This is a genomic window from Escherichia sp. MOD1-EC6475, from assembly GCF_003046645.1.
Lineage (GTDB): Bacteria > Pseudomonadota > Gammaproteobacteria > Enterobacterales > Enterobacteriaceae > Escherichia > Escherichia ruysiae.
This window is the reverse complement of the sequence record NZ_PZKQ01000043.1, coordinates 1-17540: the sequence shown is the minus strand read 5'-3', so window position 1 is coordinate 17540 and position 17540 is coordinate 1. Positions and strand designations below refer to the sequence as shown.

The following is a 17540-nucleotide window of genomic DNA, read 5'->3' as shown; positions in this document are numbered from 1 at the left end:
AAAATTGCTGACTTTTGCGCAGGAGTTCCCCTTTTATGCCATCTGCTCGTCTGCAACAACAGTTCATCCGCCTGTGGCAATGCTGCGAGGGTAAATCGCAGGAGACAACGCTGAACGAACTGGCGGAGTTATTGAGCTGCTCCCGCCGTCATATGCGCACCCTGCTCAACACCATGCAGGATCGCGGCTGGCTGACGTGGGAAGCGGAAGTCGGGCGCGGCAAACGCTCGCGTTTAACGTTTCTCTATACCGGGCTGGCGCTACAACAACAGCGGGCAGAGGACTTACTGGAACAGGATCGTATCGACCAACTGGTGCAACTCGTTGGTGATAAAACCGCTGTGCGGCAAATGCTGGTTTCTCATCTGGGGCGTAGCTTCCGCCAGGGGCGGCACATCCTGCGCGTCCTCTACTATCGTCCGTTGCGCAACCTGCTGCCTGGCAGCGCATTACGCCGTTCCGAAACGCATATCGCCCGGCAAATCTTCAGCGCGTTAACCCGCATAAATGAGGAAAATGGGGAACTGGAAGCGGACATCGCCCACCACTGGCAACAAATTTCCCCGCTTCACTGGCGTTTCTTTTTACGTCCGGGAGTTCATTTTCATCATGGGCGTGAACTGGAAATGGACGACGTAATTGCCTCTTTGAAACGGATCAATACGCTGCCGCTCTACTCCCACATTGCTGAAATTGTATCGCCGACGCCCTGGACGCTGGATATCCATCTCACACAACCAGACCGCTGGTTGCCGTTACTGCTGGGGCAAGTTCCGGCGATGATCCTGCCACGTGAATGGGAAACCCTCAGCAACTTTGCCAGCCATCCCATCGGCACCGGTCCGTATGCGGTAATGCGTAACAGCGCCAATCAACTGAAAATTCAGGCATTCGATGACTTCTTCGGTTATCGGGCGCTAATCGACGAAGTTAACGTCTGGGTTCTGCCGGAAATTGCCGACGAGCCAGCCGGAGGGCTGATGCTGAAAGGGCCGCAGGGCGAGGAAAAAGAGATTGAAAGCCGCCTGGAGGAAGGTTGCTATTATTTACTGTTCGACAGCCGCACCCATCGCGGGGCGAATCAGCAAGTCAGAGACTGGGTAAGCTATGTGCTTTCGCCGACCAATCTGGTTTATTTCGCCGAGGAACAGTACCAACAACTCTGGTTCCCGGCCTATGGGTTGCTTCCCCGTTGGCACCATGCCCGCCCCACGCATTGCGAAAAACCCGCCGGACTGGAACATCTCACCCTGACCTTTTACCAGGATCATATTGAACACCGGGTAATTGCCAGGATCATGCAGCAAATTCTGGCAAGTCATCAGGTGACGCTTAACATCAATGAGATCAGCTACGATCAATGGCACGAAGGTGAGATCGAAAGCGACATCTGGCTTAACAGCGCCAACTTTACGCTGCCGCTGGATTTTTCGCTGTTCGCGCACTTGTGCGAGGTGCCGCTGCTACAACACTGTATTCCGATCGACTGGCAAGCCGACGCCGCCCGCTGGCGTAATGGCGAGATGAATCTGGCGAACTGGTGCCAGCAACTGGTTACCAGCAAAGCGATGGTGCCGCTGATCCACCACTGGTTGATCATTCAGGGGCAACGTAGTATGCGCGGTCTGCGCATGAATACCCTCGGCTGGTTCGATTTTAAATCAGCGTGGTTTGCGCCACCGGATCCATGATTGCTGGTTGATAACAAAATCACTACACTAACGCCGTTCTCAACGGGGTGCCACGTGGACGCGTGTGCTGAGAAAATACCCGTCGAACCTGATCCGGATAACGCCGGCGAAGGGATTTGAGGCTCCTTCTCAAGTCCTTTGCCACTCTTTTTTGAGGTGCAAAGTGTTAAAAAAATGTCTTCCCCTGCTGTTGCTGTGCACAGCGCCCGTTTTCGCTAAACCCGTTCTGACTGTTTATACCTACGACTCCTTTGCCGCCGACTGGGGGCCTGGTCCGGTGGTCAAAAAAGCCTTTGAAGCCGACTGTAATTGCGAACTGAAACTGGTGGCGCTGGAAGATGGTGTCTCACTGCTCAACCGCCTGCGGATGGAAGGCAAAAACAGTAAAGCCGATGTGGTGCTGGGGCTGGATAACAATCTGTTAGACGCCGCCAGCAAAACCGGACTGTTTGCCAAAAGCGGCGTGGCAGCCGATGCCGTTAACGTTCCCGGCGGCTGGAATAATGACACTTTCGTACCGTTTGATTACGGCTACTTCGCCTTCGTCTATGACAAAAACAAACTGAAAAATCCGCCACAAAGCCTGAAGGAACTGGTTGAGAGCGATCAAAACTGGCGAGTGATTTATGAAGATCCGCGCACCAGTACGCCGGGGCTGGGCCTGCTGCTGTGGATGCAAAAAGTCTACGGCAATGACGCCCCGCAGGCCTGGCAGAAGCTGGCGAAGAAAACCGTCACGGTCACTAAAGGCTGGAGCGAAGCCTATGGCCTGTTTTTAAAAGGCGAAAGCGATCTGGTACTGAGTTATACCACCTCTCCGGCTTATCACATTCTCGAAGAGAAGAAAGATAACTACGCCGCCGCGAACTTCAGCGAAGGTCACTATCTGCAAGTGGAAGTTGCCGCCCGCACCGCTGCCAGCAAGCAGCCGGAGCTGGCGCAAAAATTCCTCCAGTTTATGGTTTCTCCGGCTTTCCAGAATGCGATCCCTACCGGCAACTGGATGTATCCGGTAGCAAACGTCGCACTGCCTGCCGGATTTGAACAACTAACCAAACCGGCCACCACGCTGGAGTTCACGCCCGCCGAAGTGGCGGCACAACGTCAGGCCTGGATTAGCGAATGGCAACGCGCCGTCAGCCGTTAATTCCCGGCTGGTTAATTCCAGGCGTAAGCGCCGCTACGCTTGTGGTGGCGGTTGCACTGGCGGCGTTTCTCGCCCTGTGGTGGAACGCGCCGCAGGGTGACTGGGCAACAATCTGGCAGGACAGTTACCTGTGGCATGTGGTGCGCTTCTCCTTCTGGCAGGCGTTTCTCTCGGCGCTGCTCTCTGTCGTGCCCGCGATATTCCTTGCCCGCGCTCTCTATCGCAGGCGCTTTCCGGGGCGGCTGGCGCTGCTGCGTCTGTGCGCAATGACCTTGATCCTGCCGGTGCTGGTCGCCGTTTTTGGTATTCTTAGCGTCTATGGTCGTCAGGGCTGGCTGGCATCGCTCTGGCAAACGCTCGGTCTGGAATGGACCTTTTCGCCCTACGGCCTGCAAGGTATTTTGCTGGCGCACGTATTTTTTAATCTGCCGATGGCGAGCCGTTTATTACTCCAGGCACTGGAAAATATCCCCGGCGAGCAGCGCCAGCTTGCCGCACAGCTTGGGATGCGCGGCTGGCATTTCTTTCGTTTCGTCGAATGGCCGTGGTTACGGCGACAAATCCCGCCGGTTGCTGCGCTGATCTTTATGCTCTGTTTCGCCAGCTTCGCCACCGTGCTATCGCTGGGCGGCGGGCCACAGGCGACCACTATCGAGCTGGCAATCTATCAGGCGCTGAGTTACGACTACGATCCTGCCCGCGCGGCGATGCTGGCGTTGATCCAGATGGTCTGCTGCCTTGGGCTGGTGCTGTTGAGTCAGCGATTAAGTAAGGCCATTGCGCCCGGCACCACGCTGCTGCAAGGCTGGCGTGACCCGGACGATCGTCTGCACAGCCGCATTTGTGACACTGTGTTGATTGTGTTGGCGCTGCTGTTGTTGCTGCCACCGTTACTGGCGGTGATCGTCGATGGGGTAAATCGCCAGCTACCGGAAGTGCTGGCGCAACCGGTGCTGTGGCAGGCGCTGTGGACCTCGTTGCGTATTGCGCTGGCGGCAGGCGTATTGTGCGTGGTGCTAACCATGATGCTGCTATGGAGCAGTCGCGAACTGCGGGCGCGGCAAAAAATACTGGCGGGTCAGGCGCTGGAGATGAGCGGAATGCTAATCATCGCCATGCCGGGTATTGTGCTGGCAACGGGTTTCTTTTTGCTGCTTAACAACACTACTGGCCTGCCGCAATCTGCTGACAGCATTGTTATTTTCACCAATGCGTTAATGGCGATCCCTTACGCGCTGAAGGTGCTGGAAAACCCGATGCGCGATATCACCGCCCGCTACAGCATGTTGTGTCAGTCGCTGGGCATTGAAGGCTGGTCGCGCTTAAAAGTGGTGGAGCTGCGCGCCCTGAAGCGTCCGCTGGCGCAGGCGCTGGCCTTTGCCTGCGTGCTGTCGATTGGTGATTTTGGCGTAGTGGCGTTGTTCGGTAACGATGATTTCCGCACCCTGCCGTTTTATCTCTACCAGCAAATTGGCTCATACCGCAGCCAGGACGGCGCGGTCACCGCGTTAATTCTGCTGCTGCTCTGTTTTATGCTGTTTACCGTGATTGAAAAACTACCGGGGCGAAATGTTAAAACTGACTGATATCACCTGGCTTTACCACCATTTACCGATGCGTTTTAGCCTAACGGTGGAACGCGGCGAGCAGGTGGCGATCCTCGGGCCAAGCGGCGCAGGTAAAAGTACCCTGCTGAATTTGATCGCCGGTTTTCTGACGCCTGCCAGTGGCTCGCTGACTATCAATGGCGTTGATCACACCACAACGCCGCCGTCACGCCGCCCGGTGTCGATGCTGTTTCAGGAGAACAACCTGTTCAGTCACCTGACGGTGGCGCAGAACATCGGGCTGGGGTTGAATCCGGGATTGAAGCTGAACGCGGTACAGCAGGAGAAAATGCACGCTATCGCCCGTCAGATGGGAATTGATAATTTAATGGCACGGTTACCAGGTGAGCTTTCCGGCGGTCAACGGCAGCGCGTCGCGTTAGCGCGTTGTCTGGTGCGCGAACAGCCGATTTTATTGCTTGATGAACCGTTCTCTGCACTCGATCCGGCGCTGCGTCAGGAAATGCTGACGCTGGTGAGCACGAGCTGCCAGCAGCAAAAAATGACGCTATTGATGGTGTCGCACAGTGTGGAAGATGCGGCGCGGATCGCCACGCGCTCGGTGGTGGTCGCCGACGGGCGCATCGCCTGGCAGGGTAAGACCGATGAGTTGTTGAGCGGTAAGGCGAGTGCTTCGGCGCTGTTGGGGATTATGGGTTAAAAGCGCACGGACAGTCCCCTCGCCCCTCTGGGCTGAGGGTTAGGGCGAGGGGAACAAACCAGCGCCGGTGCAAACTATCCCCTAAACCCCAACCACTTTACGCAAAATATCGATATACACCGGCATCAACGGATGGTGAATTAACACCACCAGCGCCACCACGCCAGTGGCAGATATCAACGGTGTCAGCCACAACAAATGACCACGCGACAAATAATGACTTAAACGGTCAGTTGCTTTGCCGCTGCGCCATAACCGCCAACACAGCCAGCCGCCAACCCACAAAAACACCGCCGTCGCCAGCAACAACCACTTAAACTCGCCGCTCTGCATCCCGGCGGGAATATCAATCGCCGCGCCCGCCAGAATCCCCGGCAGGAAGTAAAACGGCGGCCACAACAAACAGCCGATAATATTTGGCGTGATAAATTTCGCCACCGGCAGATCCAGCATCCCCGCCACCATTGGCACCAGCGGACGCGTCGGGCCGACAAAACGACCGACCAGAATGGTGAACATGCTGTGCTGATGCAGCGCATGTTCGGTTTTATCGAGTAGTGCTTTGTTTTTCTTCAGAAATGACCAGCGATGCAACGGCTTTTTAAAACGCCAGCCCAGCCAGAAGGAGATCCAGTCGCCCATCAGGCAGCCAATGATCCCTGCCAGCCAGGCGTGCCAGAAACTTAACTCGCCACTGCCAATCAGCGCCCCCAGCCCCGCCATCAGCACCGTACCGGGTAGAATCAACCCGACCAGCGCCAGCGACTCCAGAAAAGCCACCAATAACACCGCCATCAATGAGTACACGGTGGATTGGGTAATAAAGTGTTCCAGCAATGCTTGCATAATGTGCCTGTCAAAGGGACGAAGCAGGGATTCTGCAAACCCATTGCCACTCCGTCAAGCCATCAATTGTCTGATTCGTTACCAGTTATGACAACCTGACAGCTACATCATTCACTTTTTCTTCACAACCGGCACGGAACTCACTCGGACTCGCCCCGGTACATTTTTTAAATACCCGCGAGAAATAGAGTTGATCATCAAAGCCAACATTGCGCCCGACTGTGGCGATAGGCATCCGGGTGGTGCTCAAAAGCAGCTTCGCCTGACTAATGCGTTGATCCTCGCGCCAGCTTAAGACGCTAATTCCTAACTGCTGGCGGAACAAATGCGACAGACGCGACGGCGACAGGCAAACATGCTGCGCGACGCTGGCGATATCAAAATTGCTGTCCGCCAGGTGATCGCTAATGTACTGACAAGCCTCGCGTACCCGATTATCCATTGGCGGATGGAGCGACTCATTTATCGCTTCCATGCGCCGCAGTAACAATTGCTCAAGAAGATTTATCGCCAGCAACTCCGAATAGCGCCCTTCCCCTTGCCCGGCATTAATGATTTGCCCGAACAAGTCGCTGAAATGCGGCTGGTGCGCTTCGTCCGGGCGAAAGAAACCGGTATTGGCAAATATCGACGGCCAGTTAAGCCATTCGTGCCAGTAGGCGCGCGGACGAAAGTAAACCCACTGGTGATACCATTCACGAGCCTCCGGATGACGACCGTAATGATGAATTTCGCCCGGAGGGAACAGCAAAATATCGCCCGGCCGGCAGACAAATTCTCGTCCCTGATTTTTCACCACACCCTGTCCACGAATGGTGAGGTTGAGAATATAGCCTTTCATTCCCAGCGGTCGGTCGATAAAAAAATCGAGATAACCGTTGGCCTCAATCGGCGTTAAACCCGCCACCAGATGGGCGTTAAACGAGTAACCCGGCAGCAGGGGATCATTTTGCGCTTCAGCCATACTTTTCATACTCCCGCCAATCAGAGAAGAAACCAATTGTCCATATTGCATTAAACATCATCAGCATTGCGTCTCTGGTGGGCTATCTTCACTAATCCAACCGACAACCCCGCTTGTGAAAAGCATTTTGTAACAAGGAGGGACGAAAGCCATGACAAAAACGCGTAACAAAAGTGTCTATAATCGCGGCAGAAAAGTCCACATTGATTATTTGCACGGCGTCACACTTTGCTATGCAATAGCATTTTTATCCATAAGATTAGCGAATACTGCCTGACTGTTTTTATCGCAACTCTCTACTGTTTCTCCATACCCGTTTTTTTGGATGGAGTGAAACGATGGCGATTGCAATTGGCCTCGATTTTGGCAGTGATTCTGTGCGAGCTTTGGCGGTGGAATGCGCCACCGGTGAAGAGATCGCCACCAGCGTAGAGTGGTATCCCCGCTGGCAAAAAGGGCAATATTGTGACGGCCCGAATAACCAGTTCCGTCATCATCCGTGTGACTACATTGAGTCAATGGAAGCGGCGCTGAAAACCGTACTGGCAGAGCTTAGCGCCGAACAACGGGCTGAAGTGGTCGGTATTGGCGTGGACAGCACCGGCTCCACGCCTGCGCCAATCGACGCCGACGGCAACGTGCTGGCGCTGCGCCCGGAGTTTGCCGAAAACCCGAACGCGATGTTCGTATTGTGGAAAGACCACACAGCGGTTGAAGAAGCGGAAGAGATCACCCGCTTATGTCACACACCGGGCAAAGTTGACTATTCCCGCTATATTGGCGGTATTTATTCCAGCGAATGGTTCTGGGCGAAAATTCTCCACGTTACCCGTCAGGACAGCGCCGTTGCGCAATCTGCCGCATCGTGGATTGAGCTGTGCGACTGGGTTCCTGCCCTGCTTTCCGGCACCACGCGCCCGCAGGATATTCGTCGCGGACGTTGCAGCGCCGGGCATAAATCACTGTGGCATGAAAGCTGGGGTGGCCTGCCACCAGCCAGTTTCTTTGATGAGCTGGATCCGATCCTCAACCGTCATTTACCTTCCCCGTTGTTCACTGACACCTGGACTGCCGATATTCCGGTGGGCACCTTATGCCCGGAATGGGCGCAGCGTCTCGGTTTGCCTGAAAGTGTAGTGATTTCCGGCGGCGCGTTTGACTGCCATATGGGCGCGGTCGGCGCGGGTGCACAGCCTAACGCGCTGGTAAAAGTTATCGGCACGTCCACCTGCGACATTCTGATTGCCGACAAACAGAGCGTTGGCGAACGGGCAGTGAAAGGTATTTGCGGTCAGGTTGATGGCAGCGTGGTGCCTGGATTTATCGGTCTGGAAGCAGGCCAGTCGGCATTTGGTGATATCTACGCCTGGTTTGGTCGCGTACTCGGCTGGCCTCTGGAACAGCTCGCCGCCCAACATCCGGAACTGAAAGAGCAAATCAACGCCAGCCAAAAACAACTGCTTCCGGCGCTGACCGAGGCGTGGGCCAAAAATCCTTCTCTGGATCACCTGCCGGTGGTGCTCGACTGGTTTAACGGCCGCCGCACACCGAACGCGAACCAACGCCTGAAAGGGGTGATTACCGATCTGAACCTCGCTACCGACGCTCCGCTGCTGTTTGGCGGTTTGATTGCCGCCACCGCCTTTGGCGCACGCGCAATCATGGAGTGCTTCACCGATCAGGGAATCGCCGTCAATAACGTGATGGCGCTGGGCGGCATCGCGCGGAAAAACCAGGTCATTATGCAGGCCTGCTGCGACGTGCTGAATCGCCCGCTGCAAATTGTAGCCTCTGACCAGTGCTGTGCGCTCGGTGCGGCAATTTTCGCTGCCGTCGCCGCAAAAGTGCACGCAGACATCCCATCAGCACAGCAAAAAATGGCCAGTGCGGTAGAGAAAACCCTGCAACCGCGCAGCGAACAGGCACAACGCTTTGAACAGCTTTATCGCCGCTATCAGCAATGGGCGATGAGCGCCGAACAACACTATCTTCCAACTTCCGCCCCGGCACAGGCTGCCCAGGCCGTTCCGACTCTATAAGGACACGAAAATGACGATTTTTGATAATTATGAAGTGTGGTTTGTCATTGGTAGCCAGCATCTGTATGGCCCGGAAACCCTGCGTCAGGTCACCCAACATGCCGAGCACGTCGTTAAGGCGCTAAATACGGAAGCGAAACTGCCCTGCAAACTGGTGCTGAAACCGCTGGGCACCACGCCGGATGAAATCACCGCAATTTGCCGCGACGCCAATTACGACGATCGTTGCGCCGGTCTGGTGGTGTGGTTGCACACTTTCTCCCCGGCAAAAATGTGGATCAACGGCCTGACCATGCTCAACAAACCGTTGCTGCAATTCCACACCCAGTTCAACGCGGCGCTGCCGTGGGACAGCATCGACATGGACTTTATGAACCTGAACCAGACCGCGCACGGCGGCCGCGAGTTCGGCTTCATCGGCGCGCGTATGCGTCAGCAACATGCCGTGGTTACCGGTCACTGGCAGGATAAACAAGCCCATGAGCGTATCGGCTCCTGGATGCGCCAGGTGGTCTCTAAACAGGATACCCGTCATCTGAAAGTCTGCCGTTTTGGCGACAATATGCGTGAAGTGGCGGTCACCGATGGCGATAAAGTTGCCGCACAGATCAAGTTCGGTTTCTCGGTGAATACCTGGGCGGTTGGCGATCTGGTGCAGGTGGTGAACTCCATCAGCGATGGCGATGTTAACGCGCTGGTCGATGAGTATGAAAGCAGCTACATCATGACGCCTGCCACACAAATCCACGGCGAAAAACGGCAGAACGTGCTGGAAGCGGCACGTATTGAGCTGGGGATGAAGCGTTTCCTGGAACAAGGTGGCTTCCACGCGTTCACCACCACCTTTGAAGATTTGCACGGCCTGAAACAGCTTCCGGGTCTCGCCGTACAGCGTCTGATGCAGCAGGGTTACGGCTTTGCGGGCGAAGGCGACTGGAAAACTGCCGCCCTGCTTCGCATCATGAAGGTGATGTCAACCGGTCTGCAGGGCGGCACCTCCTTTATGGAGGATTACACCTATCACTTCGAGAAAGGTAATGACCTGGTGCTCGGCTCCCATATGCTGGAAGTCTGCCCGTCGATCGCCGCAGAAGAGAAACCGATCCTCGACGTTCAGCACCTTGGCATTGGCGGTAAAGACGATCCTGCTCGCCTGATCTTCAACACCCAAACCGGCCCTGCGATTGTCGCCAGCCTGATTGATCTCGGCGATCGTTATCGTCTGCTGGTTAACTGCATCGATACGGTGAAAACGCCGCACTCCCTGCCGAAACTGCCGGTAGCGAATGCGTTGTGGAAAGCACAGCCGGATCTGCCAACTGCTTCCGAAGCATGGATCCTTGCTGGTGGCGCGCACCATACCGTTTTCAGCCATGCGCTGAACCTGAACGATATGCGCCAGTTTGCCGAGATGCACGACATTGAAATCACGGTGATTGATAACGACACCCGCCTGCCAGCGTTTAAAGACGCGCTGCGCTGGAACGAAGTGTATTACGGATTTCGTCGCTAATTAGCCGCATCGGGCTTTCAACGCCTGATGCGACGCTGGCGCGTCTTATCAGGCCTACGCGCTGAGATTTTGTAGGCCGGATAAGCAAAGCGCATCCGGCATTCTTTTCCCCCTCGCCCCTTTGGGGAGAGGGCCGGGGTGAGGGGAAATGACCTCTCTGGAGTCAACATGTTAGAAGATCTCAAACGTCAGGTATTAAAAGCCAATCTGGCGCTGCCAAAACACAACCTGGTCACGCTGACCTGGGGCAACGTCAGCGCCGTTGATCGCGAGCGCGGCGTCTTTGTGATCAAACCTTCCGGCGTCGATTACAGCACCATGACCGCCGACGATATGGTCGTGGTTAGCATCGAAACTGGTGAAGTCGTTGAAGGTAAGAAAAAGCCCTCCTCCGACACGCCAACTCACCGGCTGCTCTATCAGGCATTCCCGTCCATTGGCGGCATTGTGCACACACACTCCCGCCATGCCACTATCTGGGCGCAGGCAGGTCAGTCGATTCCGGCAACCGGCACCACCCACGCCGACTATTTCTACGGCACCATTCCCTGTACGCGTAAAATGACCGATGCAGAAATCAACGGTGAATATGAGTGGGAAACCGGTAACGTCATCGTTGAAACGTTTGAAAAACAAGGTATAGACGCGGCGCAAATGCCAGGCGTGCTGGTGCATTCTCACGGTCCATTTGCGTGGGGTAAAAATGCCGAAGATGCGGTGCACAACGCCATCGTGCTGGAAGAAGTCGCTTATATGGGGATTTTCTGCCGCCAGTTAGCGCCGCAGTTACCGGATATGCAACAAACGCTGCTGGATAAGCACTATCTGCGTAAGCATGGCGCAAAAGCCTATTACGGCCAGTAATGACTGTATAAAACCACAGCCAGTCAACCAAAACCAGGCTATACTCAAGCCTGGTTTTTTATTGGATTTTCAGCGTGGCGCAGGCAGGTTTTATCTTAACCCGACACTGGCGGGATACCCCGCAAGGAACCGAAGTTTCCTTTTGGTTAGCGACGGACAACGGGCCGTTGCAGGTTACGCTTGCGCCGCAAGAGTCCGTGGCGTTTATTCCTGCCGATCAGGTTCCCCGCGCTCAGCATATTTTGCAGGGTGAACAAGGCTTTCGCCTGACGCCGCTGGCGTTAAAGGATTTTCACCGCCAGCCGGTGTATGGCCTTTACTGTCGCGCCCATCGCCAGTTGATGAATTACGAAAAGCGCCTGCGTGAAGGTGGCGTTACCGTCTACGAGGCCGATGTACGCCCGCCAGAACGCTATCTGATGGAGCGGTTTATTACCGCTCCGGTGTGGGTCGAGGGTGATTTGCGTGATGGCGCTATCGTTAATGCCCGTCTGAAACCGCATCCCGACTACCGCCCGCCGCTCAAGTGGGTCTCTATAGATATTGAAACCACCCGCCACGGTGAGCTGTACTGCATCGGCCTGGAAGGCTGTGGGCAGCGCATCGTTTATATGCTGGGGCCAGAGAATGGCGACGCTTCCTCACTTGATTTCGAACTGGAGTACGTCGCCAGCCGTCCGCAACTGCTGGAAAAACTCAACGCCTGGTTTGCAAACCACGATCCCGATGTGATCATCGGCTGGAACGTGGTGCAGTTCGATCTGCGAATGCTGCAAAAACATGCCGAGCGTTACCGCATTCCGCTGCGTCTGGGGCGCGATAACAGCGAGCTGGAGTGGCGCGAGCACGGTTTTAAAAACGGTGTTTTTTTTGCCCAGGCCAAAGGCCGGCTAATTATCGACGGTATCGAGGCGCTGAAATCCGCGTTCTGGAATTTCTCTTCATTCTCGCTGGAAACCGTCGCCCAGGAATTGTTAGGCGAAGGAAAATCTATCGATAACCCGTGGGATCGGATGGACGAAATTGACCGCCGTTTCGCCGAAGATAAGCCCGCACTGGCGACTTATAACCTGAAAGATTGCGAACTGGTAACGCAGATCTTCCATAAAACTGAAATCATGCCATTTTTGCTCGAACGGGCGACGGTTAACGGCCTGCCGGTAGACCGCCACGGAGGTTCGGTGGCGGCGTTTGGTCATCTCTATTTCCCGCGAATGCATCGCGCCGGATATGTCGCGCCCAATCTCGGCGAAGTTCCACCGCACGCCAGCCCTGGCGGCTACGTGATGGATTCGCGACCAGGGCTGTATGATTCGGTGCTGGTGCTGGACTACAAAAGCCTGTACCCATCGATCATCCGCACCTTTCTGATTGATCCCGTCGGGCTGGTGGAAGGCATGGCGCAGCCTGATCCAGAGCACAGCACCGAAGGTTTTCTCGAAGCCTGGTTCTCGCGGGAAAAACATTGCCTGCCAGAGATCGTAACTAACATCTGGCACGGCCGCGATGAAGCCAAACGTCAGGGCAATAAGCCGCTGTCGCAGGCACTGAAAATCATTATGAATGCCTTTTATGGCGTGCTTGGTACGACCGCCTGCCGATTCTTCGATCCGCGCCTGGCGTCCTCGATCACCATGCGCGGTCATCAGATCATGCGACAAACCAAAGCGTTAATTGAAGCGCAAGGCTATGACGTGATCTATGGCGATACCGACTCAACGTTTGTCTGGCTGAAAGGCGCTCATTGCGAAGAAGAGGCGGCGAAAATCGGTCGCGCACTGGTACAGCACGTTAACGCCTGGTGGGCGGAAACGCTGCAAAATCAACGGCTGACCAGTGCGCTGGAACTGGAGTATGAAACTCATTTCTGCCGTTTTCTGATGCCAACTATTCGCGGAGCCGATACCGGCAGTAAGAAGCGATACGCCGGACTGATTCAGGAAGGCGACAAGCAGCGGATGGTGTTTAAAGGGCTGGAAACCGTGCGTACCGACTGGACACAACTGGCTCAGCAGTTTCAGCAGGAGCTGTATTTGCGCATCTTTCGCAACGAGCCATATCAGGATTATATCCGCGAAACCATCGACAAACTGATGGCAGGTGAACTGGATGCACGGCTGGTTTACCGCAAACGGCTACGCCGCCCACTGAGCGAATATCAGCGTAATGTGCCGCCTCATGTACTCGCCGCTCGCCTTGCCGATGAAGAAAACCAAAAGCGCGGACGCCCCTTGCAATATCAGAACCGAGGCACCATTAAATATGTCTGGACCACTAACGGCCCGGAGCCGCTGGACTATCAACGTTCACCGCTGGATTACGAACACTATCTGACTCGCCAGCTTCAACCGGTGGCGGAAGGAATACTCCCCTTTATTGAGGATAATTTTGCTACACTTATGACCGGGCAACTTGGGCTATTTTGAGCAAAAAAAAGAGTTCGCCAGATACCATTTTGATGCGTGACGAATCCTTTGCCATCCAGTACCATAGCGCCCTTTCCATTCCTGGACCTGAATAACGCCACTACCACATAAGCCCGGTAGCGGGTAGTTATTGCCTGCAATTAAAGATATAGAGCCGAACACATATGCCTTTTACACTTGGTCAACGCTGGATCAGCGATACAGAAAGCGAATTGGGACTTGGAACCGTTGTCGCGGTGGATGCGCGAACTGTCACTCTGCTTTTCCCATCTACTGGTGAAAACCGTCTGTACGCACGCAGTGATTCCCCCGTGACCCGCGTGATGTTCAACCCTGGTGATACCATTACCAGCCACGACGGCTGGCAGATGCAAGTCGAAGAAGTAAAAGAAGAAAATGGCTTGCTGACCTATATCGGTACTCGCCTGGATACTGAAGAAGCCGGCGTGACCCTGCGCGAAGTTTTCCTTGATAGCAAACTGGTGTTCAGCAAACCGCAAGACCGCCTGTTTGCCGGGCAGATCGACCGTATGGATCGCTTTGCGCTGCGTTATCGCGCACGTAAGTATTCCAGCGAACAGTTCCGTATGCCGTACAGCGGCCTGCGCGGTCAGCGTACCAGCCTGATCCCGCACCAGCTCAACATCGCTCATGATGTTGGTCGCCGCCATGCGCCGCGCGTCCTGCTGGCTGACGAAGTAGGTTTAGGGAAAACCATTGAAGCCGGGATGATCCTGCATCAGCAGTTGCTCTCTGGCGCTGCAGAACGCGTATTGATCATCGTGCCAGAAACTTTACAGCATCAGTGGCTGGTAGAAATGCTGCGCCGTTTCAACCTGCGCTTTGCCCTGTTTGATGATGAGCGTTACGCCGAAGCCCAGCACGATGCCTACAACCCGTTCGACACCGAACAGCTGGTGATTTGCTCGCTGGATTTTACCCGTCGCAGCAAACAGCGTCTGGAACATCTCTGTGAAGCTGAGTGGGATCTACTGGTAGTCGACGAAGCGCACCACCTGGTGTGGAGCGAAGATGCACCAAGCCGTGAATATCAGGCCATTGAACAACTGGCAGAGCATGTGCCGGGCGTTCTGCTGCTGACTGCGACCCCGGAACAACTGGGGATGGAAAGCCACTTCGCCCGTCTGCGTCTGCTGGATCCGAACCGTTTCCACGATTTCGCGCAATTCGTTGAAGAGCAGAAAAATTATCGTCCGGTTGCGGACGCCGTTGCCATGCTGCTGGCAGGTAACAAACTGAGCAATGACGAACTGAACATGCTCGGTGAAATGATCGGCGAACAGGATATCGAGCCGCTGCTGCAGGCGGCAAACAGCGACAGCGAAGATGCCCAGAGCGCCCGTCAGGAGCTGGTTTCGATGCTGATGGATCGCCACGGCACCAGCCGCGTGCTGTTCCGTAACACCCGTAACGGTGTGAAAGGCTTTCCGAAACGCGAGCTGCACACCATTAAGCTGCCGCTGCCGACGCAGTATCAGACGGCTATTAAAGTGTCTGGCATTATGGGCGCACGTAAAAGTGCGGAAGACCGCGCCCGCGATATGCTCTACCCGGAGCGTATTTATCAGGAATTTGAAGGCGATAACGCCACCTGGTGGAACTTCGACCCGCGCGTTGAGTGGCTGATGGGCTATCTGACCAGCCATCGCTCACAGAAAGTGCTGGTGATCTGCGCTAAAGCCGCCACCGCGCTGCAACTGGAGCAGGTGCTGCGCGAGCGTGAAGGTATTCGCGCAGCGGTGTTCCACGAAGGCATGTCGATTATCGAACGTGACCGCGCAGCCGCATGGTTCGCCGAAGAAGATACCGGCGCACAGGTGCTGCTGTGCTCGGAAATCGGTTCTGAAGGGCGTAACTTCCAGTTCGCCAGCCACATGGTAATGTTCGATCTGCCGTTCAACCCAGACCTGCTGGAACAGCGTATTGGTCGTCTGGATCGTATCGGTCAGGCGCACGATATTCAGATTCACGTACCTTATCTGGAGAAAACCGCTCAGTCAGTGCTGGTGCGCTGGTATCACGAAGGTCTTGATGCCTTCGAGCACACCTGCCCGACCGGACGCACTATTTACGATAGCGTGTACAACGATCTGATTAACTACCTGGCTTCACCCGATCAAACCGAAGGCTTTGATGAGCTGATCAAAAACTGCCGCGAGCAGCATGAAGCCCTGAAAGCACAGCTGGAGCAGGGGCGTGACCGCCTGCTGGAGATCCACTCCAACGGTGGCGAAAAAGCCCAGGCACTGGCAGAAAGCATTGAAGAGCAGGATGACGATACCAACCTGATCGCCTTCGCCATGAATCTGTTCGATATTATCGGGATCAATCAGGACGATCGCGGCGACAACATGATCGTGCTGACACCGTCCGATCACATGCTGGTGCCGGACTTCCCGGGGCTGTCGGAAGATGGCATCACCATCACCTTTGATCGTGAAGTGGCGCTGGCGCGTGAAGATGCGCAGTTTATTACCTGGGAACATCCGCTGATCCGCAACGGGCTGGATCTGATACTTTCTGGCGATACCGGTAGCAGCACGATTTCACTGTTGAAAAATAAAGCGTTGCCGGTAGGTACGCTATTGGTGGAGCTGATTTACGTGGTTGAAGCACAAGCGCCGAAGCAGTTGCAGCTTAACCGCTTCCTGCCGCCGACGCCGGTACGTATGCTGTTGGATAAAAACGGCAACAACCTGGCGGCACAGGTAGAGTTTGAAACCTTTAACCGTCAGCTTAACGCGGTTAACCGTCACACTGGCAGCAAGCTGGTTAACGCCGTGCAGCAAGAGGTTCACGCTATTCTTCAGCTGGGTGAAGCGCAGATTGAGAAGTCTGCTCGTGCACTGATTGATGCGGCGCGTAACGAAGCTGACGAAAAACTGTCTGCGGAACTGTCGCGTCTGGAAGCACTGCGTGCAGTGAACCCGAACATTCGTGACGACGAACTGACCGCCATTGAGAGCAACCGTCATCAGGTGATGGAAAGCCTGGATCAGGCAGGCTGGCGTCTGGATGCCCTGCGTTTAATCGTTGTGACGCATCAGTAACGGAGCCGATGATGGGGATGGAAAACTACAATCCGCCGCAGGAACCCTGGCTGGTTGTCCTGTATCAGGATGATCACATTATGGTGGTCAACAAGCCGAGCGGTTTGTTGTCTGTGCCGGGGCGTCTGGAAGAGCACAAAGACAGCGTGATGACGCGCATTCAGCGTGATTATCCGCAGGCAGAATCGGTGCATCGTCTGGATATGGCTACCAGCGGTGTGATTGTAGTGGCGTTGACCAAAGCGGCGGAGCGGGAATTAAAACGCCAGTTCCGCGAGCGCGAGCCGAAAAAGCAGTATGTGGCTCGCGTCTGGGGGCATCCATCCCCCGCCGAAGGTCTGATAGATCTGCCATTGATTTGCGACTGGCCAAACCGCCCGAAACAGAAAGTCTGTTACGAAACGGGGAAGCCTGCGCAGACGGAATATGAAGTCGTGGATTATGCGGCGGATAACACGGCAAGAGTGGTGTTAAAGCCGGTTACCGGACGTTCGCATCAGCTACGTGTGCATATGCTGGCGCTGGGTCATCCGATTCTCGGCGATCGTTTTTATGCTTCACCAGAAGCCAGGGAGATGGCACCTCGTTTGCTGCTACATGCAGAGATGTTGACGATTACCCATCCGGCATATGGCAATAGTATGACGTTTAAGGCGCCTGCGGATTTTTAATAGTCACGCTGGTGCAGTTCGGTAGGCCGATGTGATGGAC

The 17540-nt window shown here is 55.2% G+C and carries 12 protein-coding genes and 1 riboswitch; of the genes, 10 read left to right on the top strand and 2 right to left on the bottom strand.

The window, feature by feature from the left end:
* Nucleotides 1-35 precede the first annotated feature (35 nt).
* The 4 genes from sgrR (at nucleotide 36) to thiQ (ending at nucleotide 5106) form a co-directional block, all read left to right on the top strand.
* Nucleotides 36-1691 (top strand): DNA-binding transcriptional regulator SgrR, encoded by a 1656-nt coding sequence (gene sgrR / locus A7589_RS14035; RefSeq protein ID WP_010355663.1) that lies wholly within the window; start codon nucleotides 36-38, stop codon nucleotides 1689-1691.
* A gap of 33 nt (nucleotides 1692-1724) precedes the next feature.
* A riboswitch (TPP riboswitch) is annotated at nucleotides 1725-1824 on the top strand.
* Between the two features lie 30 nt (nucleotides 1825-1854).
* Nucleotides 1855-2838: a thiamine ABC transporter substrate binding subunit gene (gene thiB, locus A7589_RS14030; protein WP_010355661.1), complete on the top strand. Its 984-nt coding sequence runs from the start codon at nucleotides 1855-1857 to the stop codon at nucleotides 2836-2838.
* A complete protein-coding gene (thiP, locus tag A7589_RS14025; protein ID WP_108188895.1) occupies nucleotides 2814-4424 on the top strand; it encodes a thiamine/thiamine pyrophosphate ABC transporter permease ThiP in 1611 nt (536 codons plus the stop codon). The genes thiB and thiP overlap by 25 nt, the downstream gene beginning before the upstream one ends.
* On the top strand, nucleotides 4408-5106 hold the full coding sequence (gene thiQ / locus A7589_RS14020) for a thiamine ABC transporter ATP-binding protein ThiQ (RefSeq protein WP_000916313.1): 699 nt from the start codon (nucleotides 4408-4410) through the stop codon (nucleotides 5104-5106). The genes thiP and thiQ overlap by 17 nt, the downstream gene beginning before the upstream one ends.
* A gap of 81 nt (nucleotides 5107-5187) precedes the next feature.
* Here the strand turns inward: thiQ and A7589_RS14015 are convergent, their stop codons facing one another.
* Both A7589_RS14015 and araC read right to left on the bottom strand, forming a co-directional pair.
* Nucleotides 5188-5952, bottom strand: coding sequence for a DedA family protein (locus A7589_RS14015; RefSeq protein WP_001148379.1), 765 nt, complete (start codon nucleotides 5950-5952; stop codon nucleotides 5188-5190).
* Between the two features lie 85 nt (nucleotides 5953-6037).
* Entirely contained in the window at nucleotides 6038-6916 is an 879-nt protein-coding gene (araC, locus tag A7589_RS14010; RefSeq protein ID WP_016159393.1) for an arabinose operon transcriptional regulator AraC, read from the bottom strand.
* A 338-nt stretch (nucleotides 6917-7254) separates the two neighbouring features.
* Between araC and araB the strand changes: the two genes are divergently transcribed.
* From araB to rluA, 6 genes are all read left to right on the top strand, one after another.
* A complete protein-coding gene (araB, locus tag A7589_RS14000) occupies nucleotides 7255-8955 on the top strand; it encodes a ribulokinase (protein WP_000951880.1) in 1701 nt (566 codons plus the stop codon).
* A 10-nt stretch (nucleotides 8956-8965) separates the two neighbouring features.
* A complete protein-coding gene (gene araA / locus A7589_RS13995) occupies nucleotides 8966-10468 on the top strand; it encodes an L-arabinose isomerase (RefSeq protein WP_000151716.1) in 1503 nt (500 codons plus the stop codon).
* Between the two features lie 168 nt (nucleotides 10469-10636).
* Nucleotides 10637-11332 carry an L-ribulose-5-phosphate 4-epimerase gene (araD, locus tag A7589_RS13990; protein WP_000888710.1) on the top strand — a complete coding sequence of 232 codons (696 nt, stop codon included), beginning with the start codon at nucleotides 10637-10639 and terminating at the stop codon, nucleotides 11330-11332.
* Between the two features lie 74 nt (nucleotides 11333-11406).
* On the top strand, nucleotides 11407-13758 hold the full coding sequence (gene polB / locus A7589_RS13985; RefSeq protein ID WP_108188894.1) for a DNA polymerase II: 2352 nt from the start codon (nucleotides 11407-11409) through the stop codon (nucleotides 13756-13758).
* Nucleotides 13759-13922: 164 nt separating this feature from the next.
* Nucleotides 13923-16829 (top strand): RNA polymerase-associated protein RapA, encoded by a 2907-nt coding sequence (gene rapA, locus A7589_RS13980; protein WP_001116985.1) that lies wholly within the window; start codon nucleotides 13923-13925, stop codon nucleotides 16827-16829.
* Between the two features lie 11 nt (nucleotides 16830-16840).
* Nucleotides 16841-17500, top strand: a complete 660-nt coding sequence (gene rluA, locus A7589_RS13975) for a bifunctional tRNA pseudouridine(32) synthase/23S rRNA pseudouridine(746) synthase RluA (RefSeq protein ID WP_000525206.1) — start codon at nucleotides 16841-16843, stop codon at nucleotides 17498-17500.
* Nucleotides 17501-17540 lie beyond the last annotated feature (40 nt).

Bases quoted from the DNA above. Each gene is read 5' to 3' on its own strand.
- rluA (WP_000525206.1), top strand. From the start codon at position 16,841: ATGGGGATGGAAAACTACAATCCGCCGCAGGAACCCTGGCTGGTTGTC.
- araB (WP_000951880.1), top strand. From the start codon at position 7,255: ATGGCGATTGCAATTGGCCTCGATTTTGGCAGTGATTCTGTGCGAGCT.
- rapA (WP_001116985.1), top strand. From the start codon at position 13,923: ATGCCTTTTACACTTGGTCAACGCTGGATCAGCGATACAGAAAGCGAA.
- A7589_RS14015 (WP_001148379.1), bottom strand. From the start codon at position 5,952: ATGCAAGCATTGCTGGAACACTTTATTACCCAATCCACCGTGTACTCA.
- sgrR (WP_010355663.1), top strand. From the start codon at position 36: ATGCCATCTGCTCGTCTGCAACAACAGTTCATCCGCCTGTGGCAATGC.
- thiP (WP_108188895.1), top strand. From the start codon at position 2,814: ATGGCAACGCGCCGTCAGCCGTTAATTCCCGGCTGGTTAATTCCAGGC.
- araA (WP_000151716.1), top strand. From the start codon at position 8,966: ATGACGATTTTTGATAATTATGAAGTGTGGTTTGTCATTGGTAGCCAG.
- thiQ (WP_000916313.1), top strand. From the start codon at position 4,408: ATGTTAAAACTGACTGATATCACCTGGCTTTACCACCATTTACCGATG.
- araD (WP_000888710.1), top strand. From the start codon at position 10,637: ATGTTAGAAGATCTCAAACGTCAGGTATTAAAAGCCAATCTGGCGCTG.
- araC (WP_016159393.1), bottom strand. From the start codon at position 6,916: ATGGCTGAAGCGCAAAATGATCCCCTGCTGCCGGGTTACTCGTTTAAC.